Below are 24,765 nucleotides of genomic sequence, written 5' to 3' on the forward strand. Positions count from 1 at the left end.
TTCCTTCTCAGTTGCGGGTGGTCTGGCGTGCGGCGGCGCGGATCTGATCGCGCAGGCTCAGCGGACGCAGGTCTGTCCACTCGCGTTCGATGTAGTCGATGCATCCAGGCCTCGAGTCCGGGCCGTGAATGAGGTGCCATCCGAGCGGGACCGGGATAAATTCGGGCCACAGGCTCTGTTGCTGCTCCGCGTTGGCCAGGACCAGGAAGCTGCCGTCTTCGTTGTCGAACGGGTTGCCGGTGGCGCTCATGCCGGTGCCCCTGCCGTGCTCAGTTCCTGCGGGGCGCCTGGTTCCAGCGCCCGTGCCCAGTCATGGATGGTCGGCGCTGCGGCCAGGACTTCGAAGGCGGCCTGCAGCCCCTCCCCGCGCAGCGTCTCCACCAGGTCCATGAGCCGGATCGAGTCCAGGCCGAGCTCGAGCAGGTTGTCGTGGTCGCCTATCTCCGCGGGTTCCAAGTAGACCAGCTCCGCAACATGGCCCCGCACCACTTCGTCAATTCCCCTGCGGATGCTCTGGCCCGTGGCCCATGCCGTGGAAAGGGAGTCGGTGTCGGTGACCACCCCGCAACGCCCCGCCACCCATTCCAGGGCCTGTCGGTGGTGGCCGGCACTGAAGTCGGCCACCGCGTCGGCCACCATGAATGGCTGCACGTCGTTCATGAAAGCGTCCGCGGCCGAGACCTGGCAGCCGATGTGGGCGTACACACCGGTGATGACCAGCTGGTCCCGCCCAAGTTCGCGCAGGGTCTCGGTGAGGTTGGAGCGCTGAAAAGCGGAGTAGCGCCATTTGGTCAGCACCGTGTCTCCGTCCTCCGGGGACAGCTCGTCAATGATTTGGGCGGCTTCCTCGTTGGCACCGATGCCGGCACCCCAGAAATCGTTCAGCAGTGCCCTGTCCCGAGGCTGCTGGTGGGCCGGCTGGGCCGTGTAGAACACGGGGATCCCCTGCTGCCGGGCCTGTCCAATGAGCCGGGCAGTGTTCGCTACGACGGATCGGGCTGGTTCCAGCCCGGTGCCATAGGGCCGCAGGAAGTGGCGTTGCATGTCATGGACCAGCAGCGCGGAGCGGGCGGGATCCGCGGTCCACGGCACGGCAGGCCTCGGCAGCTCGCCGCGGCCGGGCAATGTGTAGGAAATGGTCTGGGGCAGGTCGTTCTTCATGGGTTTGCTCCTGGTGCTTGATGGGTGGTGTCAGGGATGCCGGTCGCCGGTGTTCTCACGGGACTGCAGCAAGCTGCCCGGCTAGGGTGCGGCGCAGATCCGCCCTGCTGTTCTTGCCGACGCCCGTGGTGGGGAATCCGTCGACAATATGGACGCGGTCCGGGATTTTGTGGGCGGCGAGTCCGCGACTGCGCATGAAGTCGAGAATGTCCGTCCTGGTCAGGGGCGTTTCGGCCGGCACGATGACGGCACAGGACACCTCTCCGAGAAAGGGGTCGGCGACGGCGACGATGGCGGCGTCGTGGACCCCCGGGTGTGCCAGCAGGTGGTCCTCGACCTCCTCGGCCGAGATCTTCTCCCCTCCGCGGTTGATTTGGTCCTTGCTGCGGCCTTCGACGCTCAGGTGCCCTCCGGGCAGGACGCGCACGATGTCGCCTGTGCGGTAGTAGCCGTCGAGGGTGAATGCGGTGGCATTGTGTTCGGGCACCCTGTAGTAGCCCCGGATCGTGTAGGGCCCACGAGTCAGCAGGTGTCCTGGTGTCCCGTAGGGCACCTGGTTACCGTCGTCGTCGACCACCAGGACCTCGTCGGCCGCGCTCATGGGCCGCCCCTGAGTGGTGGCGACGGTTTCCTCATCGTCGTCCTCCCGGGTGTAGCAGACCAACCCTTCGGCCATGCCGAAAACTTGTTGAAGCCGCGCCCCCAGAACTTGCGGGAGCCGGCGGGCCGCTTCGGGCAGGAGCTTGGCTCCGCCAACCTGAATGGTTTTCAGGCTCCCCAGCCGTGCCGTGCTGCCAGGTGCAGCCCGCATCCAGGCCAGCGCCAGCGGCGGGACGAGCGGCACGCAGGTGACCCCTTCTTGCTCAACGAGGTCAAAGGCCTGCCCCGGTGAACCGTTTGAGGCCAGGACGACCTTGCCGCCGGCGAGCAGCGCACCCAGGAATCCTGGGGAGCTCATGGGGAAGTTGTGTGCGGCGGGCAACACGAGCAACAGCACGGTGTCACGGTCAAAGCCGCTGACCTCGACGCTCCGGCGCACCGAGTACAGGTAGTCGTCGTGGGTGCGCGGGATGAGCTTGGGCGTGCCCGTGGTTCCCCCGGACAGCTGCAGGAACGCCAAGTCCGAGGTGTCCACGGCCACGGCCTCCCGTGGTGCGGCAGCGCCAAGCCGGGCCACGTTGTCCAGGGACTCCTGGCCTGCCCGGGGCGTGCCGTCGATAATAACCTTCAGCCCCCCGGGGATGCCCCGGGCCAGTGTTGCGGCCATGTCCCGGTAGTCAAACCCGTCGTGGATGCCGGGCCCGATGTAGGCGACGGGGCGCGCCTGGACGGCAATGGCGGACAGCTCGCTGATCCTGTGCGCCGGCAGCAGGTAGACGGGCACGGCACCTGCCCGCATCAGGGCCAGGGCGGCAACCACGAAGGACACCCTGTTGGGCAGCTGCAGCATGACCCTGGTCCCGGCGGCGATCCCGTACCCGGCCAACCCGGCCGCGAGCCGGCTGACCCGGGCCTCAAGATCCGCATAGTTAACGCGTTCGTCGGCGTCGACGAGGGCCACCCTGTGCGGCGTCGCCACGGCATGCCGGGCGGCGATGGCGTCGAGCCGCTCACCGGTCCAGTAGCCACGGGCTCGGTAGAGCTCGGCCGCTTCGGCCGGCCACGGCACCATTTCCCGTTCCTGCGCCCCCATGGTCAGCACACCCCCAGTCCGGCAAGGATGGTGCGGAACTTCGCCTCGGTCTCGGCATGTTCGAGTTCCGGGTCGCTGCCGGGGACTATGCCGGCCCCGGCGTGGACGCGCAGCTCATCGGAGGCGATCTCGGCACAGCGGATGCTCACGGCCCATTCGCCGTCGCCCTGGGCGTCCATCCACCCCACGGCACCGGCATAGAATCCGCGGCTTGTCTCCTCGAGTTCCTCGATCAGGCTGCAGGCAGCCTCGGTCGGCCAGCCACAGACGGCCGGTGTCGGGTGCAGCGCAAAAGCCAGGTCCAGCGACGTCGTTTCCTCCTCACGTAGCCGTCCCTCGATGTGGGTGGACAGGTGCCACATGGAGCCGGTGCGGACCAGTTCGGGTGTGGCCGGGACCCGCAGCCCCGTGCACAGCCCGCTGAGCACCTCGGCAACCATGTCAACCACGATCGCGTGTTCACGCAGGTCCTTGGAGGACCCGAGCAGCTTGCGGGCGTTGGCCTGGTCGGCTGCGGAGTCCGCGCAGCGAGGCATCGAACCGGCCAGCGGGTTGCTGATGGCGCGGGATCCGCTGCGACGGACCAAGAGCTCCGGGCTCGCACCGACCAGCGTCCGCCCCTCCGGCAGCGGTGCTGCAAAGACGTAGGCCGAAGGGTTTTGCCCCACCAACCGGGCGAAGAGTTCGGCAATGTCCAGCGGGGACGCCAGCGAGGTGCGCAACGAGCGCGCGAGCACCACCTTTTGCAGGCCTTCCGGTGAGAACTTCTTCAGGGCCTTGGCCACGGCCGTGGTGTAGTGGTGGTCAAGGGAATCAGCCGCCATGGCCGCTCCATGTCCGGCAATGCCGCCCTCGTGCGGCGCCGTGCCGGCGTGAAGGCGCGGCCCGCGCAACGTCGAGTCCAGGGCGATGAACTCACCCATCCCGCCGGGCCGGAAAGGCAATACGCCGGCGATGGCCGACGGCTGGCTCGTCGCCGCACAATGGTCGGCGAGCTCTTTGCGGGCGGTGTCCGCCGTCATGCGCAGCCTCCGGCTTCCGCGGCCAAGGATGCTGCCGGCAGTGCCGGACATCAGGAAGTCCCCTGGCCGGTACTCGGCAATCGGGTCACGCAGCCATGCGGGGCCGGGGAGCGGCCGTTCGTTTGCTTGAATGGTCATGAAATGCCTTTCATTGAAGATTTCCTTGGGTTCAGGCGCGCAGGGTGGCGCCGCCGTCGACGTACAGGTCCTGCATGGTGATGTGCCGTGCGCGCTCGGAGAGGAGAAAAAGTGCGGCGTCGGCGATGTCTCCGGGGTCGGCCAGCCGCCCCAGCGGGATGCCGACGCGGAACTGTGCCGGATCCCCGGTGAGCACCGAGTGCAGGCCCCCTTCCCTGTCAGAGCCCCACATGCGACGCTGCATGTCGGTGTCCGTCGATCCCGGGCACACGGTGTTGCACCGGATTCCTTGCGGCGCCAGCTCGAGCCCGATGGCTCGCATGAGCGCGGCGGCGGCCGCCTTTGACGCTGAATAGACCGGCATCGTGGCCCGTGGCACACCGGCGGCGTTGGATCCGATGTACACGATTGACCGGTTCCTGGCCGGGCTTTCCAGCAGCTGACGGGCCGCCGCGGTCGCCACCAGAAAGGTACCGTCGGCGTTGACGGACATGACGTGCCGCCACTCCGCAAGGCCTGTTGCCAGGGCGGAACCCGTCGACAGGACACCGGCCGCGTGGACCACTGCCGCCAGATGGCCGTCCAGCCGCGCGATGGTCTCGAAGAGTCCGTCCACGGAATCCGGGTCACTCACGTCCGTCGGGACGGTCACCACGTTGGGGCCGCCGAGCTCACCCGCCACGCCGTCAAGGCCCGCCGCATCATGGTCGGCAAGAACCAGCATGCAGTCGGGTCCGCTTTCGGCGCGGATCCGCAGGGCACATGCCCTGCCGATGCCCCCTGCCGCTCCTGTCACAAGCACCACTGTCCCTGGTGTCACTGTCGTGGCCTCACTGTTGTTTGTTGGGTATACCGGCTTCCGGCTAACTGACCTGACTTAGCATAGCCTTACCTAATTTATTTAGGGAACATTTTCGTAACGTTATCTCAATCCACAGGGCCCGCGACACTCCCGGCGGCCTCGGTGTGCGGATGCGAAGGGGATGGGCAAGTCCCCTTCCTGAATGGAATTCGCTGCGGCGAAGCTGCGGCGAAGTTCCCTGCATTCCGCAGGATTTCCCGCGCCCGGCGGACGCTGCGGGCACCTCGGCAGCACAACCCCTCCATGCACGGGCCCCGCAGCCACGGCAGCAGCGAATGTGAAACGCCCCACACTTTTGCGCCATTGCGGCATGTTCTTCATGTTTCGCAACGGGCTTCCACCGCAGGGTAGTGTGTCAATGTCTTAGGTAAGGCTATCCAATGCCCCGCCCCGGTTGGTCGCAGCTGTTGCGGCCACCCGCCCCCTCGCCAAAGGAGAATCCCCGGTCATGTCCACCATCCACCTGCGGCCCGCAGCGACAGCAGCGCCGCGCCGCCGGCGCCCACACCCGGCCATGGGATGGACGCTGGGCCTGGCCCTGCTGGGGCTCTTGTTTCTGGCCAGCGTCGCCACGGGCAGTCGCACCATCCCGCTGAACGAAACCTGGCAGGCCCTGACGGCGTTCGACCCGGGGAAGAGCACACACCTGCTGGTTGTTGAATTGCGACTGCCCCGTTCCGTATTAGCCATAGTGGTGGGCGCAGCCTTGGCCTTGGCTGGGGCGCTGATGCAGGCCCTGACACGGAACCCTCTCGCCGAGCCCGGCATACTCGGGGTCAACGCAGGTGCGGCTGCAGCTGTGGCCGTAGGGCTGGCCTTCTTCGGCGCAACTGCACCACAGGAGTACATGTGGTTCGGCTTCGCCGGGGCAGGGGCGGCTTCGCTGGTGGTCCACGCATTGGGACGGGCCCACGACGCCGGAAACAACCCTGTCAGACTAATCTTGGCCGGTGCCGGGCTGTCGGTCATGCTCGGCTCGCTTACCGCCATCATCATCATTGCCGGCGACTCGACGCGCCTGCGCAACTACGTCAGCTGGGCCAGCGGTTCCCTACAGGGACGGGGCTGGGACGTGCTGTTGTGGGTCCTGGGGGCGTGCATCGCTGCGGCTTTAGCAGGGCTGGCTACGGCCCGGAGTCTGGACTCGCTCTCTCTCGGCAACGATCTAGGTAACGCCTTGGGGCTGAAAATGCGGACCACGTGGCTGGTGGGTACTGGAGCCATCGTACTGCTGGCAGGGACGGCCACGGCAGCCGCCGGTCCCGTCGGTTTTCTCGGCCTGGCAGCCCCGCACATGGCCCGCATGATCGTGGGACCCAACCATCGCCGCATGCTCCCCTACTCCATGCTTATCGGCGCGCTCCTGTTGCTCGTCGCTGACATCCTTGGCCGCGTCATTGCTGCCCCCGGCGAGATCGGTGCCGGTATCATGAGCGCCGTCATCGGCGCACCGGTGTTCATCGCCCTGGCCCGCCGCCGGAAGTTGGTACAGCTGTGAGCGCCACTTATACCGACCGTAGGAACAGGTTCGGCATCCCCGCACCGGCCCGGCCTGGCCGCACTGTCGGCATCGGCCTCGTCCTGGCCGCGGCCGCAGGGGTACTGGGGATCATCTCCATGCAGACAGGCACCATCGCGTTTTCCTTCCATGAAGTCTTCGTCGCTGTCTTTGGCTCCTCGCCGGACCCAAGAGCCTCCCTGGTTGTCCAGAACATCCGCCTCCCCCGCACTGTAACTGCCTTGAGCGTCGGCCTATGCCTCGGTGCAGCCGGCGCCACGTTCCAGTCAATTTCACGTAACGCCCTGGGTTCTCCCGACATCATTGGCTTCACCACGGGGGCCGCGACGGGCGCTGTCGCGCAGATCATGCTGTTCAACGCCGGGCCCGCGGCGACAGCGGTGGCGGCTATCTGCGGGGGGCTTGTGACGGCCGCCGTCGTCTACATCTTGTCCCTGCACGGCGGGGTCACTGGAGGTTTCCGCCTGGTGCTGGTCGGCATCGGCGTCGGGGCTCTTCTTGCAGCAGTGAACACGCTGATGCTGGCCAAGGGCAACGAGGATCTGGCGGCCCAAGCCAACCTGTGGCTGTCCGGTTCACTTGCCTCCCGAACCTGGGATCATGCAGTCCCTGTGCTGGTGGCCGTGCTGTTGCTCCTTCCGATCCTGCTCGCCCAGGGGCGCAGCCTCGGGCTGCTGGAAATGGGCGACGACGTTGCTTGCGCCTTGGGGGTGAGAGTCGAGGCAAGCCGGCTCGTTTCCATGGCGGCCGCCGTTGGGCTGACGGCCGTGGCCACCGCCGCGGTGGGGCCGATAGCGTTCGTCGCGCTTGCCGGCCCACAACTTGCCGCCCGGCTCACCCGTTCCGTCCAGGTGCCCGTAGGGACCGGGGCCTTGATGGGGGCCGTGCTCATGGTCGCCTGCGACCTGCTTACGCAGCGTCTGCCCCTTGGCGCGCACGTGCCGATTGGGCTGATGACCGGGCTCGTGGGCGGCTGCTACCTGCTGTGGCTTATCACTAGGAGCAAGAACATCTGATGCACGCCACAAGAAAGACCTTTGATGGGAGAACCTCCGTGACCACCACCTCCACCTCGCCGGGATATAACGGCGGAACTGGGAATGCCGATGTGCTCTCCGGCCACGGCCTGGACATCGGCTACGACAGCCACCAGATTTCCCGTGGGCTGGACGTTGTCATCCCACCGGCGTCCTTCACAGCCATCATCGGCCCCAACGCCTGCGGGAAGTCCACCCTGTTGCGGGCCCTTTCACGCCTGCTCAAGCCCACGGCCGGGACAGTACTGCTGGAGAGCAAAGACATCCATGGGTACCGCACCCGCGACGTGGCCCGGCGCCTGTCGCTGCTGCCGCAGTCATCCACGGCTCCGGACGGCATCACGGTAGGCGACCTCGTGGCTCGCGGCCGCTTCCCCCACCAGGGGCTACTGCGGCAGTGGACGGATCAGGACAGGTCCGCGGTGGCTTCGGCCATGGCCGCCACCGGCATCACCGAGCTCGCGGACCGGGCCGTCCGGGAATTGTCCGGCGGCCAGCGACAGCGCGTGTGGCTGGCCCTGGCCCTGGCACAGGACACTCCCATCATGTTGCTGGACGAACCGACCACTTACCTGGACATCGCCCACCAGCTGGACGTACTGCGACTGTGCCGCAGACTTCATCGCACCGGCAACTACACCCTCGTCACGGTCCTGCACGACCTTTCCCTGGCGTTCCGCTTCGCCGACCACGTCATCGCCATGAAAGACGGGCGCATCGTGGCGCAGGGCCCGCCCGCGGAGATCGCCACGCCAGAGCTCATGCGCGAGGTATACGGCATCGAGTCGGTCGTCATCGAGGACCCGGCCACAGGCGGGCCGCTCGTGGTCCCGCTGGAACCCGACGAGCTTGCAGGCCCGGCGGCGACCACCGCCGTAGGAACAAGGGCCCGGGCATGAACGCTCCTTCAATTCCCGGTGCCATGCCGGAGCCCTTCCCCGCACCGCGGGACCCAGTTCCCGGGCCTGCACCGTCCATCCCCGTGTTGCGCGGTCATTTCCGTTCCTCTTGGGATGGCTGGGGGCCCGGGCGCCGGGACGCGTTCCTCCAGAATCTCGCAGGCGGCACAGGGGCGCCCCTGGTCGCGCCTGCCCCGGACGGCCGTAGCACCCACCGCGCCGTGACCTTTTTTCATCTGGATCCGGCTGCCTCGGCGGTGATCCTCTCCGCCAACGCCCTCGTCAACCACCTGGATGTGAGCGCTAGCGAGTTTGAGTGGCTCGGCAATTGCGGCTTCTGGGCGCTCACCTACCTAATGCCGGCCGACTGGGAGTCAGGCTACCGGGTCACCGTCCACCCGGGACCGGGCCCGGCTCCGTGGCGGGCGGCCAAGGAGCGCCGACCCATCCGCATGGCAGCCGACGCCGGAGGGCCCGACCCCCTCAACCCCTTGCTGGGTGCGGGCATGAACGGCGGGCCCACCTCGGTGGTGCGGCTGCCCTCGGCCCCTTCCGCCCCGTGGCTGGCAACCGTCTCTCCCCGCCCTTTCGCGGGCAGCCCGGCCATGGGCGGGGACCCCAGTGAGGGCGGGCTGCCCTGCAGTGAGGATGCCCCGGGCCTTGAATGCCTCAGGGTCACGGACTCGGGCGCCGGACGGGTGCGCACGGTGTGGCTGTATTCCCCGCCCCCGGGATCCGCCACGGGCCCGACACCACTGCTGCTCCTGCACGACGGGCAGGTCTGGGCGAAGTACCTCAATCTCAAGGCGACCCTAGACGCGGCCGTGGGCGCCGGCGTCGTGCCCGCCATCCACGTAGCCATGATCGACTCCCTCGACGTCGAGACGCGCTCACGGGAGCTTAGCGGACCTACCGGTACCGTCGACTTCGTGGCCGTTGACCTACTGCCGCTGCTCCGCCGACGCCTGCCCGTCCGTACCGACGCCGCGGGGACTATCGTCTCCGGCGCCAGCTACGGCGGACTCGCCTCGCTGTGGCAATTGGCCCGGCACCCTCACCTCGTGGGGGTGGCCCTGGCCCAGTCGCCCTCGCTGTGGCGCTACGACCTGGCCAGGCCGTTGCGAGACGTGGTGGACCGGGTCACGATCCGCCTCCAAGCCGGCATCTACGAACCCGACATCCACGAGACTACGCAACGGCTTTACGCAGACCTTGTCCCGCTCGGGGCCGACGTCAGGCTGCGCACCGTCACCGGCGGTCACGACTGGGCCTGGTGGAACACCTGGCTCATCCACGGGCTCGCCGAGCTCCTAGACACTGACTTGCAGTGCCGGTCATGAACGGCATTTGGCCACAGTTCTAATGGGGAGGTGAGATGCAACAGAGCCCCCCATACCCGGCTCCAGATTCAGTGCGTTGGCGCTGTCACCTCCCCAGATTTGTTAGCTGATCCGCATCTCAGGGCGCAGTAGTAGCTCATGGTGACAGCCTCTGGGCTTCAAGGAATACTGGCGGATATCTGCCGAAGACTGGCCGCCCTCGGAGCGGCGGAAGTCGGTTTCACTGAGCTATCCAAAGCTCTCCGCCGGAAGTGCTCACGCTTCAGCCCCTGTCTAGTGGGTTTCAAATGAGTTCGGGCGGGCCTTTTCACCCTGAAATCACTCCTCTGCGCCGAAACGGCAGGTCAGCAACCCATACCTCGGTCTGCCGATTGATCACAACCGATAAACGTTGCGTTCTTGCGCAGGTGCCCCTGAAAATAATTCCACATGTCCAAAACCCGTACCGTTACGGGCTATCGGCAACTACCGGCCATCAATGGGCACAGTCGGATTTGAACCGATGAACCACGCTTGCTTATCAGGGGTCGATAGAACCTCCCAATAGGCCGTATTAGCTTGTCCCTGCATGATGTTCTTGTAACAATGCAAGATACTAAATAGTGGCTGTTCTATCTTCAAAAGTATGATTTTTGTATGACGAGGTGGGAACTCCCGCCTATTGCGCCACGGTCCTCGCAGTCGAGCCAACGAAGCGACACATTGCCCTTCTCATTTTACTCCCGATCCATGACGCTGAACCTGCAGATAGCGCAATTCAAGGTACCGGACTTGGGCGCCCCCACGTGGTTCCTGGCTATCGGGCATACCTCACTCTGATCCTGAACTTGTTGTGGCCTCAATCGGCACCATCGGGGTTATGTACGGCGTCGCCACCCATAAAACGGCGGCATAATTCCCGGGCCGGCTCAGAGATAGGGGGTGTGGATCCGCGGCCATTGGGCCATTGACAAAGGGCTCCACCACCGGCGCAACGTGACCTGGAGGGAAGAACATTCCCAGGTCAGAAACGGTGAAGCACCACAAGTTATGGGATCTCTAAGGAACATCGCGATCACCACTCTCCGGCTCACAGGCGAAACCAACCTCGCCAAAGCTACTCGCGCAGCCCGCAACTACCCCAGTCGGGCACTTAAGCTAGCCGGCATCACTACCAGCTAAACGACCTTTCAGCCGCCCTGGGCTTAACATCGGGTCGCCCGTTAGAGAAATATCGAGAACAACAGTACAGAAATTGTTGCGAAGTCCGTGAAAGCAATGATTCATCCCCAGTTCGCCGCGGCGGCATCCTTGTAGGGATGAACTCAGCGTTCATCCCTACAAGAGCGCAGCCAACAAGCGACAGTGAGAGCCCATCCCGGCGTTCCGAATCCCAGACACCGCATGCCCATGGCAGAGTGAAAAACGAGGGTCGTCAATTGGCTTTATACCTAAGTAGGTGAGCTGAGCCGTCCCAGATACGTTGCCTAATCCAGCTCACCTTCCGCGAGTCGGCCCACTACATCTGTGAGCATGTGGAGGCCGGAGACAATATCCTCATCACGCGTGTACTCATGCTCATTGTGCGAGATGCCATCAACTGAAGGTACGAACAACATGACAGTGGGGACAATATCTTTCATATTGGTGGAGTCGTGGCCTGCTAAGGTCTTTACACGCTGGTGGCGTAGTCCAAGATTGGCTGCGGCTTTCTCTGCTAGTTCGACGCCGGCTGGCTGGTAAGGTGTCACCGGCCAGCAGTGCGAATCCTCCTTAGCAATCGTCACATTGGCCAGCCTCTCGATCTTTTCAATGTGCCCGTGGAGTTGGAGGTCGGCTTGCGCTAGCACGTCTTCATCCGCAGAGCGCAGGTCTAACAACAAAGTGACTCGTGAGGGAACCACCACCGGTGAGTTGGGGTAAACATCTAGTTGACCCACGGAAGTGTGGAGAACGCCGGGGAAGCTATCAGCGAGCTCTCTAGCGGCTACCACCAGCATGGATGCGCCCAACAGGGCATCTTTGCGGTCGGTGATGATAGTGGATCCGGTATGGGCCTGCTCGCCATTGACAATAAATTCGTATTTGTTGGCGGCCCAGTTTGAGTCGACAATGCCGATGGTGATCCCTCCGCGCTCCATGCTGCGCCCTTGCTCAATATGGATTTCCGCACAGCACGCGGCCTGCGGCCCTGCCCCCGCACCGAGGCATCCAATGGCTGCGAGCGCCTCGGCTACCGTCACGCCGTCGCGGTCCTGCGTCGACAGTGTCTGATCGAGTTCCAGCTTGTTGGTGTAGACGGAGCTGCCCATCATGGAGGGTTTGAAGCGTGAACCTTCCTCGTTAAACCAGTTGACAACGGCTATGTTGTACTTCGGCAATGATCCGGAATTCTTGTAGGCAGCAACTACGCGGAATGCGGCGTGTGCAGCGGCAAGTACGCCGTATGCGCCGTCGTACCGGCCGGCAGTGGGCTGGGAGTCGAGGTGGGAACCCACGAGAACGTAAGGGGCACCATGAACCAGTTCGTAAGTCCCGAATTGGTTGCCGATCTGATCAAATTCGACGGTGAAACCTTGGTCTGTCAACAGCTGTGTGAACCACGTTCGTTGTAGGCCGTCGGCGGCGGATGCGGCTAGTCTGTCAACGCCTCCGTTGGCGGTGGCACCGAAGGTGCACAGCATGGCGAAGTCTGCCATGAAATCGGCGTCGTCACCTGTGAAGTTGTCTGGATTGGGTTCGAGAATTGTTTTCAACATGAGGGTTCCTTAAGCATTGTCTGGGGAGGCTACCGCGGAGCGAGACGGCTAATCTGATGTTTTCGGGGACCTGGTTAGTGGATCCTGCAACACGTGCAGGATGGCAGGTAGTTCGCTTTGGACCGCCCGCTGGAACGCGCCGCGGAAATCCTCGGTGCGCTCCACCCGCTCCCCATAGCCGCCGTAAGACCGGGCTAGTGCGGAAAAGTCCGGGTTTACGAGCCCCGTACCGGATGGCCTTCCGGGGTAGTGGTTTTCTTGGTGCTCTCGGATGGTTGCGAAGCATTGGTTGTCGACGACGATCACGATAAACTTCGCACCGTAGGCGATGGCCGTTGCTATCTCTTGGCCGTTCATCATGAAGCAGCCATCTCCGGCAACGGAAACTACTTGGCGGTTTGGGTACACCATGCTTGCCGCCACGGCTGCAGGGATGCCGACTCCCATGGCGCCATTTCGGGGGGCCACCAAGGACTGCGCCGCAGTGTGCTGGAGGTACCGCGCGGGCCACAGGGCATGGTTGCCCGCACCGTAGGTGATGATCGCATCTGCTTCTAGCTCTTCGCGCAGGACCGTCATACAAGCACTCATGTCTACGTGGGAACCGCCGTCTAGGTGAGGCGTTGAGTATGCTTCATATTCGTCACGTGCACGCTTGAGCCATTCCGGCAGAACTGACATCTTCAAGTCCAGCTCGGCGAGTTCATTGGCGAAGGTACTGACATCTGCCACGATGTGTTGGTCAATCCGACCGTAGTGCCCCAAAGTGTCTCCAGGCATTGCCACTACAGTCTCTGCAGTGAGTCCCCGAGTGAACCCGTCGCTGAGAACGTCTGCGCGGGGGCATCCGATGAACAAGAGCAGATCTGCTTCGTCTAGCCGCTGGGCGTTCGCGTCGCTTCGGGCGTAGCCGAGGCTGCCAACGTAGCTGTTGCCGCCCGGGAGCGCGTGCGGCACCGCGTCGTAGGCCCGGAAATCGGATACCACTGGCACTCCGTGGCTGGCGGCCCAAGATACCAGCGCTGTGCCGCAGTCCTGCGTCCAACCTTCGCCGCCCACGATGATCAGTGGCTTTTTTGCCTCTGACAGCTTGCCTCCCAGCTCGGCGAGCGCGGTCGACGTCGGCCCACTCTGGGCCCGTGCGCGCATGGGTACAGTGGTGCCACCGGGGACCATGTGGGTCAGCACATCTTCTGGCAGTCCGATGACCACCGGGCCCATCCTGCCGCTCATTGCAGTGTGAATGGCATCCTCAACCATCGAGGCCGCTGAGGCAGCATCGTCCAGGACCAGGACCTTCTTGGCCGTGCTTCCAAACCAGGAGGTGATATCGAATTCCTGGAACGATTCGCGGCCTCGGTCCGCTACGGGGATCAACCCGACGAAGAGAATCAATGGGGTGGCGTCTTGGTATGCGGTGTGAACGGCGATGAACGCGTTGGCTGCGCCTGGTCCGCGGGTCACCATGGCGATGCCCGGCAACCCTGTGAGTCTTCCCTCCGCTAGTGCCATGAAACCGGCACCGCCCTCGTGTCTTGTGACAACGGTGGTGATAGGTGATTCATGGAGCCCATCAAGCACGTCGAGATAGCTCTCCCCCGGAACACCATAGACCCGAGGAATGGCTGCCGCTTCGAGCTGGGCGACGATGAGATGCCCTGCGGAGACGGCCCGCTCTGGTGCCAAAGTGGAGGAGCTCATGTCAGACAACCTTTCAAGTGTTTTCACAATAGTGGCGTCCGTGAGGACCGCCACTACCCATGATGGCAGTTGTGGTTGTGGGGGGAACTAGCCAGGCTCAACGATTTTCCTCGTCTAGGCTGTGCTTATGCACATTCCTTCTGTTCCGCTCCGTCCATCGCTCGATGAACCTGAGACGAGCGAGGGTCGCTGGGTTCTGCTGGTGACGGAACTCAAGGGCAGGCTCCCCGCCATGCAAAAGCTATTCGTGGAGCGGGTGCAGGCCATTGCAGGTTACTCGGGCGATTCCTTTGCTGTCGAAGAGTTGGAAAATTCAGCGGTCGTATCTATCGGTCTCATCCTCAATTCCATGGCCGGCGAAGAACACTATCCACGCATGGTGGAGTTCGCCACCGGCTTGGGCGCGCGCCGCGCCCGCCAGGGAGTGGCGGCCGAGGCCCTAATGTCGGCAGTGCGCCTAGACTTTCCTATCATCTGGTCCACACTCCTGCGCCTGTCCACCCCCGCTGATGCATCTCTAATGGCTTCACGAGCCGAGGATGTTTGGCGCGTGGTCGACGACTATGCCTCCGCGATCCATTCAAGCTACCTATCAACACGAGTCGCTATGGCGCAGCAAGAAGCCGGGGTAAAACAGGAATTCATCTCGGCTCTTTTCAGCGCTCAGGGTCGACATGTTGAGACACGGGAGCGGTTTGCCCGTGCCTTCGATGTCAATGCAGACGCCCAATACGCCATTGCTGCCGGCAAAGGGCAGCGGGCGGAAGAGCTCCGCAAACTGGCCGCGTTTCCCACCCCCTCAAATCCAATCTTTCTTCACGAGTCTGCCGATTACACCTACGTATTCTGGCCTATCACGGAACTTAAATTCGGTACCCAAGATGCACTACCCACTGGGGTGGCAACCATCCCCTGCGGGGTTGCAGTCTCTGCAGATGGCCTGATGGGGTTGGCAAGCGCGGCACGAGTCGCCGCCGCTCTCTCGGAACTGGCCAAACCCACTGACCACGCTCCCGTAACGGTGGACAAGCACTGGGCGCGACTTGCGAGAACTCGCTTAGACGAAACTGGCGTCGACCTCAGGGCGCTCCTGGAGTTGCAGTTAGGCAGCTGCCGTGTGGAAGAGCTTGAACGGCTAAGGGAAACGGTGACCTGCTTTTTACTCAACGGCAATGTTGCGGTCACTGCAGAGACCTTGTTCTGCCACCGAAATACCATCCTCAACAGGTTGCGACGTTTCAAAGAAGTGACCGGGATCGATCTGACCGTTCCCGCCGAAATAGCCCGCGTCGTTGTTGCCTGGGCGTAATCAGTCATCGTTGTTGCTGTAATGACGGATCGTAAGTGTGCATCTGCCCAATCCTAGGCTCCCAAACGTGTGCGGATCCGCCTTGTGACTCACAGCACCTCGAATGGATAGTAGAACAAGATGTTGAAGTTACTCCTTCCTACTCTCCTCGCCCCGGATCATCACCATTGGAGCCCCACATGACAACCGACGTAACACGTATCACTGCGGAAGCCGAAAAACTGGACCGCAGCAAAATGCGGAAAATTGCCACTGCCAGTGTCATTGGCACAACTGTTGAATGGTACGACCTGTTCCTTTTCGGAACGGCATCAGCCCTCGTATTCAACAAGATTTTCTTCCCGGATCTCGACGGCGCGATTGGCACCATACTGGCGTTCATGACTTTCGCCTCGGCCTACGTGGCCCGCATGGTTGGCGCCATCATTTTCGGTCATTTCGGAGACCGGGTGGGCCGCAAATCAATGCTGTTGATCTCCCTGATCGGCATGGGTGTTGCTACCTTCGGAATTGGCTTGATTCCAGACTTCAATACCATTGGTGTCGCAGCGCCCCTACTGCTGCTTACCTTGCGACTGTGCCAAGGGCTCGCGCTGGGTGGCGAATGGGGTGGTGCTGTCCTGATGACCGTGGAGCACGCTCCAGCGGATCGGCGCGGGTTCTTTGGTTCCATGGTTCAGATCGGTGTCCCGATCGGAACCTTGCTGGCCAATATTGCGTTTTTGATCGTGGCCAGCACTCTCGATGAGGCAAGCCTGCTGAGTTGGGGTTGGCGCGTCCCCTTCCTGCTCTCCGCAGTTCTGGTTGCAGTAGGAATTTACATCCGTTTGCACATAGAAGAAACGCCCTCCTTCAAGAAGGTCCAGCAAACCGGCGCCAAAGCCAAAATTCCGTTTGCCGTCCTGATGAAGAAATACTGGCGCCAGGTAGTCCTTGGCGGCATCGCCACGCTGTCCACCGGCAGCACCTTCACTCTCTTGGTCGCTTCAGGCGTCAACTACGGAACCAAGGAGCTAGGCCACTCAAAGACACTGCTGCTGTGGGCAGTCATGTTCGCCTGCATCGTGGCCTTCTTTGCCATTCCATTCTTTGGCAGGTTGTCAGACAAGGTGGGGCGTAAGCCCATCATCTTTGCCGGCGTGATCGCCGAGGCTTTGCTCGCTTTCCCCCTCTTCTGGATGATGGATACTGGATCACCCGTATTATTGTTCCTCGGCTATGGCCTGATGATGCTAGCGTTCTCCGCCAACTACGGACCCATCGCTACGTTCCTCGCTGAACTGTTCGGCTCCAAAGTTCGTTACTCCGGCCTATCTATCGCCTACATGCTCTCCGGACTGTTGGGCTCCGCTGCCACACCAGCTATCACCGTGGCTCTACTTGCCGCGACAGGTCAGAGCTCATCCATCGCTTGGTACGTCATGGGCGCGGCAGTCGCCTCGTTGCTGGCCCTTCTGCTTCTTACTGAAACCCGATACGGAAATATCCACGAAGTCGAAGATGCCCCGTCAGATAGTGTTGAGGTCTCCAAATGAGCATCAGGCGCATTCACGCCGCACCTGGCCATGTCGCGCCCGTGGGACCTTACTCCCAGGCCGTAGTAGCCAACGGGTTGGTGTTCACTTCCGGTCAAATCCCAGCCCGGAGTGACCTCACTGACCAGCCTGCGGAGTTTTCGGACCAAGTGCGCCAGACCATTCGAAACCTTCAAGCCATTCTTGAAGAAGCCGGATCGGACTTGGAGCATGTTATTAAAGTGAACACCTACCTAACGGACATCGAGCAGCTGGCTGAGTACAACTCCGTCTATAAGGAGTTTTTCGGAACGCACAAGCCGGCGAGAACCTCAGTGTGTGTCTCGCTGTGGGGCGTCAGCCTGGAAATCGAATGCGTTGCCGCACTCATCGAACCAGTCAAGGAGCTGTAGCGAATGACTGAACCATCTGTGGACTTGGCAGAGCAAGACTTATTGGACCAGCTCGGGACGCTCAGCCTGCCCACGTTAGGGCATTTTTTGGAAGATGGTTTTTGCTCGCCAATGATTGCCACTGTTGTCCCTGGCAGCAGGATGCTCGGGGTCGCCTCCACCGCTCTCATTCCCGATGCAGACGCCATCGCGGTCAATCAAGCTCTGGTTCGGTTGCGCCGAGGCGAAGTGCTGGTTCTGGACATGGGCGGCGATACCATCCATGCCCCGGTAGGCGCAGTCACTGCTGCGGCTGCCAGGTCAAAGGGTGCCGCCGGAATTGTGGTCAACGGCCCCGTCACCGATGTGGCCGAGCTCCGCGAACCGGCGGAGGACGGTTCCGTGCTGCCGGTCTTCTCACAGGGCAGCACCTGCCTGACAACCAAGCGGCACAACTCTGGCCGTGGCCTATTTGGCGTTCCGGTTACCATCGGGGGCGCAACAGTGCACCCGGGTGATCTGATCATGGGTGATGACAACGGCGTGGTGGTTCTGAGCAAAGCCACAGCCGCTGCTGTGATCGACAAGGCACAAGCCTCAGATCTTGCAGAGCCAGCCATTCTCGGGCGAATTGCCAGCGACGAGCCCCTGGAGAACATCTTGGCACTGGGTTAGGAGTTGCAGGCGAAAGTAGTGGCCCCGTTTCTCTCAAGGGAAACGGGGCCACTACTTTTTTTGGGCTATGCAAGCGGAGTACGGATGAGTTTCTTGTTGACGAATTCACTCATGCCGTACTTAGCCAGTTCCCGGCCAACACCGGAAGCTTTGACACCACCGAAAGGGAGATCGGCTTGGGTTCCAGTGGGGCTGTTGATCCAGACCATCCCTGTGTCGAGGCGATCCGCCACCTGCTTTGCTTTTTCGGGGTCGGCGCTAAAGACCGATCCGCCGAGACCGTAGGCCGAACCATTAGCCAAGGCGATGGCCTCCTCTGCATTCTTGACTTTGTACACTACAGCCACCGGGCCAAAAATCTCCTCGTGAAAAGCACGCATGTCAGGAGTCACGTCTGCCAGCACAGTAGGGTGCATGAAGGCGCCTGGGCCTTGGAGGCGCGTCCCTCCTGTCAACAACGTTGCACCCTTGGCGATTGCGTCATCCACTTGGCTGATAACTCCTTCCACTGCAGCTTCAGAAGCCAAGGGCCCAAAGCGAGTGGAGGCATTGGTGGGGTCGCCTGGGACAACAGCCGCCATTTTAGAAGTAAAGGGCTCGAGGAAATCGTCGTAAATATCTTCCAGCACTATGAATCGCTTAGACGCAGTGCAAGCTTGTCCACCATTTCCCATGCGCCCGGACACCGCGGCTTTGACCGTGGCCGCCATATCTTGGGAGTCGAGCACGATGAAGGGATCTGAGCCGCCCAGTTCAAGGACAAACTTCTTCAGATTTTTGCCCGCAATCTCACCGACCGCCGAACCCGCCCGTTCACTGCCCGTCAGAGAAACACCCTGGACCCGGGGATCGGCAATAATGGTTGCGACTTGATCATTAGTGGCGAAGAGATTGATGTACGCGCCATCAGGAAGAGCTGCTTCTTCGAAGATCCGTGCGATGGCCAGCGCTGAGCGGGGGCAGCTCGGGGCGTGTTTGAGCACAACTGTATTACCTAGCATGAGGTTCGGAGCCGCAAATCGGGCAACCTGATAGTAGGGGTAGTTCCACGGCATGATTCCAAGAAGCGGCCCCACCGGTGCAGTGCGGACCATGGCTTCACCCCCGCCTTTAACGGTGAGAAACTCATCTGCGAGGAAGCCAGGACCCTCCGTGGCGTAGTAGTCGAAGATGTCAGCCACCAAATCTACCTCCCCCATAGACTCCCGCAGCGGTTTGCCCATCTCCTCGGTAATAAGCATCGCCAAGAACTGCTTTTGGGTGCGGTACAGGTCCGCAACCCTGTGTAAAACGCTAGAGCGGTCATGGACCGGCGAGTGGCGCCACTTGGCAAAAGCCTCATGGGATTGGGCAATGGCGGACGCTATTTCGGCATCGGTTGCTTCTGGGAATTCCTCGAGTGTGGTGCCAGTGGCGGGGTTCACTACCTTATATGCTGTCATAGCTCCACGCTACCGGCAGCGTTGCTTATGTGGGGAAACACTGTGTAGGCGCCCAATCTGCGGCAAATTTCCGGGGCAAACGAACAACTTTTTCGACACAAACGCAACCTTCAATTCCAAGTTGCGTCGAGGGTGACTGTGGACAAGCTCTAACCTGAGGATCTACCCACACTCTGAGTGAATACTTCGATGGATAAGTTAATGCTCACGGAAGGACACTCCCGCTGCCTAACCCGCCCTCCGAGGCGCCTCTGTTGCCTGGAGAATAAGCAGAATTCTACGATCTTTTATTCGATGCAGATCGAGAAGAAAAATTTACGAATATCGGCTGCCTCCGTCAGTGCACTAGCAACGTCATCCTGATTGCTTTGCACCACGACCTAACCGGATCTACCTTGCAAGTGAATGATCTCCATTGAGCGTCCCCCGCTGGGCACAGGCCAAGTAATCCAACGCGGTTGCATCTATATGCTCTAACGGAATCGAGTGGGCCTGCGGCATGCGATATTCGAACCGAAACAGTCAGTGCTGAACACCCGGAATTGCGAAGTAATAAAATACCAACCGAGACTGTCACCGCATGTCAGAGTGTGTTGAGTGCTCAAAATCCCTCAGTAGTTATCAACATTTATAACCCCGCTGTCATGCCATCGGTCCATTTCGGGTTGCCAATAGGCCCTTTTGACCAGTTTCTGCATGGCCCGACTGCAACAACGAGTGATACTAAATACTCTCCACTTTGCACTGATAAGGATGAGTTTTGTATGACGTGGTAGGAACTCCCACCCAACTGCGGCGCACCCTCTCGCACGGCAAACCAGCGGTGTCAGCGGGTTACGTCCCGTGGAGTGGTCGAGTTTGCCTCGACACCGTGCGGGTCAGTTCTTTGATTATGCTGCAGTGAGTTCTGGGAGCAAAATCGCCTCCTATACGGGTTCGGTGGGTGCTGTGTTCATGGCCTTGAGTTCGGCCATGGACGCTTCGGAGATGTAGCGGCGGTCCCCTGCTTCCCATTCGTCATGTTGCTCGACGAGAACCGCGCCGGCAAGCCGCAACAAGACTGCCGGGTTGGGGAATAGTCCGACGACGTCGGCACGCCGTTTGATCTCCTTGTTCACCCGTTCGATGGGATTCGTGGACCATATCTGCCCCCAGTGCCTGGCCGGGAACCGGGTGAACGCGAGGACGTCATCCCGGGCGTCGACGAGCATCACGGCGACCTTCGGATGGGACTTGGCCAGCATCCGCGTGACCTCGTCGAACGGGGTGTTCACGTGTGCAGCGTCGGGCTGGGCGAAGGCGGTGCGGATGCTTGAGGCGACCATGTCTTGGGATCCCTTCGGCACGATCGAGAGCACGTTACGCATGAAATGGACCCGGCACCGCTGCCAGCCCGCACCATGAAAAACCTAAGTGCCTCAAATCCGATGGCTTACAAGAATGCTCAGCCGAAAATATTGTCCATGTTCTCGAACGACGGGCAGTTCACGAGCACTTAGCGCCGAATACTGTTCCATTGTTCGTCAAGGGCCGATGGCGAACTGGTGGGGATGACAAACAAGTGGCTCAGCCCAGCGCAGCTTTGGCCTGTGCCACGAGGCTGGTGCTTGTGGCATCCAGTTCCTGTGTCCCACCGCCGGGTCCGGCCGGGTACTTGTCAACGAATGCCGTCCGTGCCGACAGGTGCACAGCATCGACGCCAACCCCAGCCAACGCGGGAATGTCCTGTATCCGAACGCCCCCACCAACCATGATCTCAATACCCGCGGGGCGGTGCGCCACCATGTCTGCCAGGACGGCCAGCCCGTCGATGCTCCGTGCGGCACCTCCGGAGGTGAGAACTCTACGGACTCCCGAAGCCGTCAGGCGCATGAGCTGCGCCAACGGATCAATGCTCGCGTCCAACGCCCGGTGGAACGTGACGGTAAGTCCGTCGGCGGCGTCGACCCACTGGTCTAACGCCCGCAGGTCGATGTCCCCCTCGGGCGTTAGCGCACCAACCACCACCCCATGCACACCGGCAGCTTTCAAATGCTTGATTTCCAACGCCATCGCCGCCACTTCTTCGCGGTTGTAAACGTACCCTCCCCCGCGGGAACGCACCAGTGCCTGCAAGAAATGGGATCTGCCCTGTGACTGCGCCAGCACGGCCTCAACGGTGCCGTTCGACGGCGTCAGACCGCCCAGTCGCAGCGCAGTGCACAACTCCACCCGGGTGGCTCCACCCTCAATGGCTGCATGTGCTCCTGCAGCATCCTGGACGGCAATTTCCAAATCCATCACTGGTTTCAACAATCTATCGGCGATGCACGACGGCGGTCAGGGGCGGGGTGTTCCCTGCCGTAGAAAAAGGAAACACACCATCGGCCAGATGAGAATGTCCCAGACGCAATAAGTCCTGGTCCACACCCCCAGGGGTCAGTGCCAGCTTCCATCCTGCCGCGGCGTCAAAGAGTTCCGGCTCCAAGTAGCCAATCTTGACCACGATGATGCCAAACTCATTCAAGTCCAGACCCAGCTGGGTGAAGTCAGAGACATGGTGGAACGGTTTCCGGCGCTGCGTCACAATGGAGAAGACATTTCCTACCTGGATGACGGCCTGGGTTCCCGCCGTCGCATCACCATCGGTGATCGAATACACGGTCCCCTGCAGCCTGACCGGACCATGGGCGTTGTGGTCAACCCGGGCGCCAGCTTCCACATCCACGGCACCGCCTACTCCGGCAGCCACCGCCTGGGCAACCGCACCGGGATCAAAGATCGATGCGTGCACCAGCTTCACATCGGCCTCCGCCAGTTGTTGGCTGTCCAGCAACTGGGCCAGTGTCCAGGTAACGTCCCCGGCTCCGCCAGCTGTTGGGTTGTCACCGGTATCGGAGAGGAAGTATGGCCGCGGGGCATCAGGGGCAGTTGCCGCCTGGATGCCCTCCGTCAGGGTGGCTGTCTCGGCCACAAACACAAAATCGTTCCGCGCATCCCAGTACAGGTGCGCCAGACGTTCGGCCTCACGGGTGATGACTGCCTCATCATCGCCGGTGACCACTACGTACGCTTGACAGCGAGGTTCATCGGCCCATGCGTACCCCACCCAAATGGCGGCGTCAGTGACACCGCCCAGCTCGGTGACGGCAGGAACCTGATCATAGATTCCCTTGGCAGGCTCCAGTCGCGTGCTGGACTTTTCACCGGGCAAGAGTACCGGCACGGGCACCCATGCCTTAAGCGGGCGGCGCTTTTGCACATCCGAGCCGTTGGATGCCCGCAGCCGACCCAGAAGGTTGTGGACAGCGCGCTCCTTCGTGTTCATTTCATCCTCGTGCGGCGCCATCCGGTAGCACGTGATGAGATCAACGCATTCGAGCAGTTTCCAGGAGACGTTTCCGTGGAGGTCCATCGAGGTTGAAATAAGCACGGCGTCACCTAGGGCAGCGCGCACGTGGTGTGCCAAATCTCCTTCGGCGTCCTGTCGCCCGATCACGCTCATGGCCCCGTGAATGTCAAAGAACAAGGCATCAAGGGGCCCTGCACTTTTGATGCGCTCCACAATTTCGTCCCGGAAAGCCACGTAGAGATCGGGGTCCACGGCACCGCCGGGCAGCGAGCGTGCATGCATCAACGGCACCCACTCGGCGGCCTCCTTGAGCTCGCTCCCGTCGTTCAAGAAGGGGTAATAGCCGGTCAGCTCTGCACCGCGCCGAACGGTGAACGCTTCGGCGCCGCTGATATGGGGTGAGAACGTGCTGGATTCAATCGATATCCCGGCAATTCCAATTCTGGGGCGGACCAATCCACCGTCCTGCACCGGTGACAGCGGCGGGCACCACACCTCAGACTGGTCTGGAAGGTCTAATAGTTTGTGCTGTGCTGTCATCGTGTGCCTCGCTTGAATCCGGTGGAGTGCTCAAAAGTTTCAATCATGTTCAATGCCTTGGAGGTATTCTCGGCCCAAAGATTCGTGGTCTCAGCGGGATCCTGCGCCAGGTCATAGAACTGCCCGGGGCCGTGCCCCGTGTCATCCGGGACACCCACAGGTTCCGAGAAGCCCCCGGATCCTGTGCCAAATATTGCCTTGCCTAAACCACTGCGCAAAACCAACGTCCCATCAAAAGCCTGGTGCCCCAGAACCCGAGCGGATACTGCATTCTTGTCCCTGGACTCCAGCAGCGGGGCAAAGGAAACGCCGTCATTGAGTGTGCCTGGCTCTTTGAATTCCCCCGGCCCCTCATGGGCGCCGGAGACCAGATCGGCCAAAGTAGCACGAATGTCCATGAGACTTACCAGCTCATCACGAATCTGATCCTGGGCAATGCCTGGGCCAGCCACAATCAACGGCACCCGATGACCAGCTTCCCAAGCATCAGCTTTTTGGCCTCGCCACGGCCCGTTGGGACGGTGCACCACCACGTCGCCGTCTTCCGGGAACATGGTGGGGGCGCCATTATCTGAGGTAAAAACGAAGACAGTGTTTTGATAGTCATCGCCCAAGGCCTTCATCAGTTCGCCAACCATCCAATCAACCAAGATCACGCCGTCTCCGCGCAATCCGGCGTTGGAACGCCCCTGAATGAATGCCGGTGGAACACACGGACGGTGGGGCGCGGCGGTGGCAACATACGCGAAGAAGGGCTCGGCACGGCCACGCTGCTCCAGTATCCAGTCCGCAGCTTTCGCCACGACGGTGGTGTCAACGGCATCGTCCTGCCACCCCGGGCTTTGCAGACCCGGACGCTGGGAGGAGACGAGATCGATCTTCTCTTCCAGCGGCAGCCCAACGGCCCCGTCCTGCTCCAAAAAGCAGTACGGCGGCATGTCCAATGATCCGGATATTCCAAAGTACGTATCAAAACCAAGCGCCACCGGACCGCCGGTAAACGGGGTCGCATAGTCAATCTCCCGACCGTGGCCTTGCATCTGGGATGCGAACCCGGGAGCGAAAGCGTTGCGCTTGGTACCGTCGTGGGCCGTCCAGTCCAAGCCCATGTGCCATTTGCCAAACGCAGCAGTGGCGTAACCTGCGTCTTTGAAGTCCCGTGCCAGGGTGGGAGCGTCGGCATCAATGATGGCCGGGTCAAGACCACCAAGGACTCCACTTTTCAAGGGGCTGCGCCACGGGTACGACCCGGTCATCAAACTGTACCGACTGGGCGTACACACAGCCGAGGACGCGTGCGAATCAGTGAAACGCACCCCATCGCGGGCCAGTCTGTCCAGGTTGGGGGTGTGTATCTGTTCCGCACCATAGCAGGACAGATCACCCCAGCCAAGATCGTCAGCTAGGACCACCACTACATTTGGTTGAGCTACCAAGGAGCTACCCTACTTT

General features: G+C 61.7%; 19 protein-coding genes and 1 pseudogene. 8 read left to right on the forward strand and 12 right to left on the reverse strand.

Annotated features, from left to right (window positions below; translation table 11 throughout):
• Positions 1-7: 7 nt before the first annotated feature.
• From QMG40_RS14185 to QMG40_RS14205, 5 genes are read right to left on the reverse strand one after another with little or no spacing between them, the layout of a single operon-like run.
• Positions 8-250: an MbtH family protein gene (locus QMG40_RS14185; protein WP_283531757.1), complete on the reverse strand. Its 243-nt coding sequence runs from the start codon at positions 248-250 to the stop codon at positions 8-10.
• Positions 247-1,161, reverse strand: coding sequence for an isochorismatase family protein (locus QMG40_RS14190; protein ID WP_283531758.1), 915 nt, complete (start codon positions 1,159-1,161; stop codon positions 247-249). Before QMG40_RS14190 ends, QMG40_RS14185 begins: the two co-directional genes overlap by 4 nt.
• Before the next feature lie 55 nt (positions 1,162-1,216).
• Complete coding sequence (locus QMG40_RS14195; RefSeq protein ID WP_283531848.1) at positions 1,217-2,854, reverse strand: (2,3-dihydroxybenzoyl)adenylate synthase; 1,638 nt, start codon at positions 2,852-2,854, stop codon at positions 1,217-1,219.
• 2 nt (positions 2,855-2,856) lie between these two features.
• Positions 2,857-4,014: an isochorismate synthase gene (locus tag QMG40_RS14200; RefSeq protein ID WP_283531759.1), complete on the reverse strand. Its 1,158-nt coding sequence runs from the start codon at positions 4,012-4,014 to the stop codon at positions 2,857-2,859.
• A 31-nt stretch (positions 4,015-4,045) separates the two neighbouring features.
• The gene (locus tag QMG40_RS14205; RefSeq protein ID WP_349361625.1) at positions 4,046-4,834 is read right to left on the reverse strand and encodes an SDR family oxidoreductase; all 789 of its coding nucleotides are present in this window, start codon (positions 4,832-4,834) and stop codon (positions 4,046-4,048) included.
• Between the two features lie 490 nt (positions 4,835-5,324).
• Here QMG40_RS14205 and QMG40_RS14210 point away from each other — a divergent pair, with 490 nt between their 5' ends.
• From QMG40_RS14210 to QMG40_RS17410, 4 genes are read left to right on the forward strand one after another with little or no spacing between them, the layout of a single operon-like run.
• Positions 5,325-6,374, forward strand: coding sequence for a FecCD family ABC transporter permease (locus QMG40_RS14210; RefSeq protein ID WP_283531761.1), 1,050 nt, complete (start codon positions 5,325-5,327; stop codon positions 6,372-6,374).
• Entirely contained in the window at positions 6,371-7,411 is a 1,041-nt protein-coding gene (locus QMG40_RS14215) for a FecCD family ABC transporter permease (RefSeq protein WP_283531762.1), read from the forward strand. Before QMG40_RS14210 ends, QMG40_RS14215 begins: the two co-directional genes overlap by 4 nt.
• The gene (locus tag QMG40_RS14220; RefSeq protein WP_283531763.1) at positions 7,411-8,331 is read left to right on the forward strand and encodes an ABC transporter ATP-binding protein; all 921 of its coding nucleotides are present in this window, start codon (positions 7,411-7,413) and stop codon (positions 8,329-8,331) included. The genes QMG40_RS14215 and QMG40_RS14220 overlap by 1 nt, the downstream gene beginning before the upstream one ends.
• A gap of 23 nt (positions 8,332-8,354) precedes the next feature.
• Entirely contained in the window at positions 8,355-9,671 is a 1,317-nt protein-coding gene (locus tag QMG40_RS17410; protein WP_459253020.1) for an enterochelin esterase domain-containing protein, read from the forward strand.
• 1,466 nt (positions 9,672-11,137) lie between these two features.
• Here QMG40_RS17410 and QMG40_RS14235 read toward each other — a convergent pair.
• Together QMG40_RS14235 and QMG40_RS14240 are read right to left on the reverse strand one after the other, a co-directional pair.
• A complete protein-coding gene (locus QMG40_RS14235; protein WP_283531764.1) occupies positions 11,138-12,409 on the reverse strand; it encodes a M20 family metallo-hydrolase in 1,272 nt (423 codons plus the stop codon).
• A gap of 48 nt (positions 12,410-12,457) precedes the next feature.
• A complete protein-coding gene (locus QMG40_RS14240) occupies positions 12,458-14,110 on the reverse strand; it encodes a thiamine pyrophosphate-dependent enzyme (RefSeq protein ID WP_283531765.1) in 1,653 nt (550 codons plus the stop codon).
• Positions 14,111-14,237: 127 nt separating this feature from the next.
• Between QMG40_RS14240 and QMG40_RS14245 the strand changes: the two genes are divergently transcribed.
• The 4 genes from QMG40_RS14245 to QMG40_RS14260 all read left to right on the forward strand — a co-directional run bounded on the left by QMG40_RS14245 (position 14,238) and on the right by QMG40_RS14260 (position 18,000).
• Complete coding sequence (locus QMG40_RS14245; protein WP_283531766.1) at positions 14,238-15,419, forward strand: helix-turn-helix domain-containing protein; 1,182 nt, start codon at positions 14,238-14,240, stop codon at positions 15,417-15,419.
• Between the two features lie 179 nt (positions 15,420-15,598).
• On the forward strand, positions 15,599-16,954 hold the full coding sequence (locus QMG40_RS14250) for an MFS transporter (RefSeq protein WP_062004795.1): 1,356 nt from the start codon (positions 15,599-15,601) through the stop codon (positions 16,952-16,954).
• A complete protein-coding gene (locus QMG40_RS14255) occupies positions 16,951-17,346 on the forward strand; it encodes a RidA family protein (protein WP_283531767.1) in 396 nt (131 codons plus the stop codon). Before QMG40_RS14250 ends, QMG40_RS14255 begins: the two co-directional genes overlap by 4 nt.
• A gap of 3 nt (positions 17,347-17,349) precedes the next feature.
• On the forward strand, positions 17,350-18,000 hold the full coding sequence (locus QMG40_RS14260) for an RraA family protein (RefSeq protein WP_283531768.1): 651 nt from the start codon (positions 17,350-17,352) through the stop codon (positions 17,998-18,000).
• 65 nt (positions 18,001-18,065) lie between these two features.
• On the opposite strand, the gene QMG40_RS14265 is transcribed toward QMG40_RS14260, so the two are convergent.
• The 5 genes and pseudogenes from QMG40_RS14265 to QMG40_RS14285 form a co-directional block, all read right to left on the reverse strand.
• Positions 18,066-19,442, reverse strand: coding sequence for an NAD-dependent succinate-semialdehyde dehydrogenase (locus QMG40_RS14265; protein ID WP_283531769.1), 1,377 nt, complete (start codon positions 19,440-19,442; stop codon positions 18,066-18,068).
• Between the two features lie 926 nt (positions 19,443-20,368).
• Positions 20,369-20,851, reverse strand: a pseudogene (locus QMG40_RS14270) (transposase); the annotation flags it as partial.
• A 157-nt stretch (positions 20,852-21,008) separates the two neighbouring features.
• Positions 21,009-21,722 (reverse strand): copper homeostasis protein CutC, encoded by a 714-nt coding sequence (locus QMG40_RS14275; RefSeq protein WP_283531770.1) that lies wholly within the window; start codon positions 21,720-21,722, stop codon positions 21,009-21,011.
• Between the two features lie 16 nt (positions 21,723-21,738).
• Positions 21,739-23,313 carry a M81 family metallopeptidase gene (locus QMG40_RS14280; protein ID WP_283531771.1) on the reverse strand — a complete coding sequence of 525 codons (1,575 nt, stop codon included), beginning with the start codon at positions 23,311-23,313 and terminating at the stop codon, positions 21,739-21,741.
• The gene (locus QMG40_RS14285) at positions 23,310-24,749 is read right to left on the reverse strand and encodes a sulfatase family protein (RefSeq protein ID WP_283531772.1); all 1,440 of its coding nucleotides are present in this window, start codon (positions 24,747-24,749) and stop codon (positions 23,310-23,312) included. The genes QMG40_RS14280 and QMG40_RS14285 overlap by 4 nt, the downstream gene beginning before the upstream one ends.
• Positions 24,750-24,765: the final 16 nt, after the last annotated feature.

This window comes from Arthrobacter antibioticus (assembly GCF_030063205.1).
In the GTDB taxonomy this organism is placed as follows: domain Bacteria; phylum Actinomycetota; class Actinomycetes; order Actinomycetales; family Micrococcaceae; genus Specibacter.